Annotated in this window: 5 protein-coding genes; 4 read left to right on the plus strand and 1 reads right to left on the minus strand. The window is 71.0% G+C overall.

What is annotated here, in order from left to right:
* A partial coding sequence (locus JAN01S_RS16100; RefSeq protein ID WP_068319789.1) for a thermonuclease family protein occupies positions 1-806 on the minus strand: 806 nt, incomplete at its 3' end.
* Positions 807-1005: 199 nt separating this feature from the next.
* Here JAN01S_RS16100 and JAN01S_RS16765 point away from each other — a divergent pair.
* The 4 genes from JAN01S_RS16765 to JAN01S_RS16120 form a co-directional block, all read left to right on the plus strand.
* Complete coding sequence (locus JAN01S_RS16765; RefSeq protein WP_084360332.1) at positions 1006-1479, plus strand: nucleotidyltransferase domain-containing protein; 474 nt, start codon at positions 1006-1008, stop codon at positions 1477-1479.
* A 276-nt stretch (positions 1480-1755) separates the two neighbouring features.
* Positions 1756-2073 (plus strand): hypothetical protein, encoded by a 318-nt coding sequence (locus JAN01S_RS16110; RefSeq protein WP_068319791.1) that lies wholly within the window; start codon positions 1756-1758, stop codon positions 2071-2073.
* Positions 2074-2430: 357 nt separating this feature from the next.
* Complete coding sequence (locus JAN01S_RS16115; protein WP_068319793.1) at positions 2431-3480, plus strand: LLM class flavin-dependent oxidoreductase; 1050 nt, start codon at positions 2431-2433, stop codon at positions 3478-3480.
* A gap of 24 nt (positions 3481-3504) precedes the next feature.
* Positions 3505-3813, plus strand: a 309-nt coding sequence (locus JAN01S_RS16120; protein WP_157075812.1) for an NmrA family NAD(P)-binding protein, incomplete at its 3' end; no start/stop codon positions are given.

Raw genomic sequence — 3813 nt, forward strand, 5'->3', positions numbered from 1 at the left:
GCGGGCGCTGGGGCCGGGGCTGGCGCGGGCGCTGGGGCCGGGGCTGGCGCCGGGGCGGGAGCGGGTGCCGGTGCGGGCGCCGGAGCGGACGACGAAGGGGACGGGGCCGGCGGCGGTGTGTACGCCGGGACCGGCTCCGCCTGGCTGCAGTCGCCCCAGATGCCGCGGTCGGCACTGCGCGCCTGGCGCTCCGCGCTGCGGTAGGTCGCCTGGCGCCGGTAGGCCGCCGCGTAGGTGTACTCCCGGGCGTGGCCGGCCCTGATCATCGACTTCCCGAAGTCGCCCACGCCCGGCAGCTCCACGTAGGCGAGCAGCCGCCCGTACCGGTCACGCTTGGCTTGGGTGCTGTCGTAGACGAGGTTGACCCGCTTGCCCTCGAGCATCGCTTTGGCCTTCGCCGACGCCTCGACGCCGCCGCACTCGACGGGCTCATCCGGGTGGACGCTCTCGGGCGCGTCGATCCCGATGACCCGCACCGACTCGCCGCCGTTGATGTCCACCTTGACCGTGTCCCCGTCGACCACCCGGATGACGCGGTACTTCCCACGCGCCGGGGCCGCTGACTTCGCGGAGGAGGACTTCGGCTTCGCCGTCGCCTTCGCGTTCGACTTCACCTTCGCGGCCGACGACGCGGACTCGGACCCCTTGGCTGCGGATCCCCCTTCGGCTCGGGCCTGGTCGCTCTCGGCTGAGGCCGCCAACACGTCGGCCGCCGCTGCGGCGACCTCCTCGGCGTCGCCCTGCGCGTCGGTCGCCTCCGGCCCGCAGGCCGCCAGCATCACGACCGCCAGCGCCGCGCCGACCACGGCGCGACCATCCCGACGACTCCCCCGATACCGACCCGACCACCGCATGCCTGTGCTCCCTTCGCCCGACCTCTCGACCCAACAGTAAGGACACGGTAAAAGTCGCCCGCACCGGCCCGGATCATCCGTCCGGATCGACCTCAGTGACCGGACGGACGAGCGCCCTTCCCGCCTGGGGGATTCGCGATAAGGTTCCCTTATGGATCTGGTGCAGACCTACCGAGACGCCCGTCGGGATGAGCTCCTGGCGAAGACGCGTCGCGGCATCGCCCTGCGCGCCATGGCAGCGTCGGGCCTGAGTCAGCGGGAGATCGCCGAGCTCCTTGGCGTCAGTCAGCCTGCGATCAGTCAGCAGATGGCCTCCGCCCCCAAGACCGACACCCTGCACCCGGAGGACCTCCTGGCTGCTGCCTCACCAGCGCTCACGACGCTGGCGGAGTTGCACGGCTATCGGGACCTCGCGGTCTTCGGATCGGTCGCCCGACACGAGGCACGCCCCGACTCCGACATCGACCTGCTGGTCCGCCCGCCCGCAGGTACCTCGACGTTCGACTTCATCCGCTTCAAACACCTGCTCGAGACTGTGCTGGGCCGAGACATCGACCTGGTCGAGCTGGGCGGCCTGACGCCAGGGATGGACGACGACATCCGGAGAGACGCGGTCCCGTTGTGATGAACACGAGGACCGCCTGGCCAAGGCTGGCCACGTTGCGCCGCCCGGCGTCGATTGGGCCCTCGCCGTAGCGAACCGAAACTTCATCATCCACCAGTACGACGAGATCAACAGTTAGCTGACGTGGACCACGCTTGCCCGGGATTTGCCTCAATGGGAGACGCGCCTGGGCTCCCTGTTCTCGGCTGCTGAGGGTGCGCTGAATCGCGACCCATGAGCCAAGCTGCCGACCAACCGCCCAACCGTGCGGCGGCGCAGCAATGGCAGCATGGACGCGTGAGCCCACCCCCGAACACCTGGGCCGTCGTCGGGCGGACCCTCGCCGTGCTGGTGGCCGGCACCGCGGCGGTGTTCACCGCCTTCCTCGTCTACCTGCTCCTGCGCGCACTGCTCGGAGACCCGAGCGGCGACCCCCACGGCTACGTGCGGATCTTCGGCTCGATGCTGCTCGTCCCGACCGCCTGCTTCGGCGCCTTCGCGCTCCCCTTCGTCGTCCGTCGTGACCAGGCGAGCGGCAAGCGCGTGACGATGTGGGCGGCGATCGCCTGGATCATCGGCTCGCTCGTGCTGGCGGGCGTCGCGCTGGGTGGGTGACGACCGGACTCAGCCGACGGGTGCCCCCACTCGGACCGCGCCCGCCGTGGCGTGCAGGAGCAGGGCGGCACTGACGTGATCAACCATGGTCATATCGGCATCGATACGACCACCTCGCCGCCCATCAGTACGACGATCTCCACCCACGACGCGTCTGGACCACGATCACCCGAGACGTCCCCTCCCTTCGCTCGTACCTCGTGGACACGGTGATCCCGGGTTTGCAGTGACAGTGTGGACAACGCTGGGGGTCTCGAGGCTCGGCCGCTGCGCGGGTCTCGAGGCTCGCTCGCTGCGCGAACTCGCACCTCGACCAGCAGTGGGAATTGATTGTCTCTTCAATCTGTTGGCCCCGTCATGCACGCCTTCGGATTCTTGAGCTTCGGGCACTACGGGCACGGCAACGGGCCGGGTGACCCCGACGCCGGTCAGGCCCTGCGCGACGCCGTCGAGATCGGAGTCGGTGCCGACCAGATCGGCGTCAACGGCGCCTACTTCCGCGTCCACCACTTCGCGCGGCAGGGCGCGGCGCCCATGCCGGTCCTCTCGGCCATCGCCGCCCGCACCCGCCACATCGAGGTCGGCACCGGCGTCATCGACATGCGCTACGAGACCCCGCTGCAGCTGGCTGAGGAGGCTGCCGCCCTCGACCTGATCTCCGAAGGACGAGTCGCGCTCGGCGTCAGCCGGGGGTCACCGGAGCCCGCTCTGCGCGGGTGGGAGGCCTTCGGCCACACCGGTGCCCGCGATCCGCGCGGCGCCGACCTCGCCCGCGAGCACTTCGACACCTTCATGTCCGCGATCCGCGGGGACCAGGTGGTCGACGCCGACCCGACGCAGGGCCCCGCCGGCCGGCTGCGCGTCGAGCCGCACTCCCCCGGCCTCGACCGCCGCATCTGGTGGGGCGCCGGCAGCCGCGAGACCGCCGAGTGGACCGCCCGCCAGGGGGTCAACCTCATGAGCTCGACGCTGCTCACCGAGGCGACCGGAGCCTCCTTCGCCGACCTGCAGGCCGAGCAGATCGAGCTCTACCGGGCCGCGTGGCGCGAGGCCGGGCACGACTGGGCGCCGCGGGTGTCGGTCTCCCGCAGCATCTTCCCGATCGTCAGCGACCTCGACCGGCACTTCTTCGGCCTGCAGGGCCAGGGCAGCAGCGACCAGGTCGGCATGATCGACGGCTTCCGCTCGACCTTCGGCAAGACCTATGCCGCCGAGCCCGACGTCCTCGTGGAGCAGCTCACAGCCGACGCGGCCATCGCTGCCGCCGACACGGTCATGCTCACCATCCCGAGCCAGCTCGGCGTCGACTACAACCTGCACATCCTCGACTCCTTCGCCCAGCACGTCGCCCCCGAGCTCGGGTGGCGCCGCAACAGCGACGGCCCCGTCGAGCCCCTCCCCGCCTAACCAACCCCAACAGATAGGAACACCATGAGCACCATCGTCATCTTCGGCGGCACCGGCTACGCCGGCGGCAACATCGCCCGCGAAGCCGCCTCCCGCGGCCACCAGGTCATCTCCTACAGCCGCACCGCCCCGGCCGAGCAGGCCGAGGGCGTCGAGTACCGCACCGGCTCCCTGACCGACGACGCCGTCCTCGCGCAGGCCGCCACCGACGCCGACGACCTCGTCGTCGCCACGCACGGCGCCGACGTCGGCGGCTCCCCGCTCGTCGACCACGTCGCCCGCCTCACCGCTGCCGCCATCGAGCACGGTGCCCGCCTCTCCTTCGTCGGCGGT

The organism is Janibacter anophelis NBRC 107843 (assembly GCF_001570945.1).
GTDB classification, from domain to species: domain Bacteria; phylum Actinomycetota; class Actinomycetes; order Actinomycetales; family Dermatophilaceae; genus Janibacter; species Janibacter anophelis.

What these genes read in the sequence shown, in the direction of transcription:
- JAN01S_RS16765 (WP_084360332.1), top strand. Translation starts at nt 1,006, where the DNA reads ATGGATCTGGTGCAGACCTACCGAGACGCCCGTCGGGATGAGCTCCTG.
- JAN01S_RS16115 (WP_068319793.1), top strand. Translation starts at nt 2,431, where the DNA reads ATGCACGCCTTCGGATTCTTGAGCTTCGGGCACTACGGGCACGGCAAC.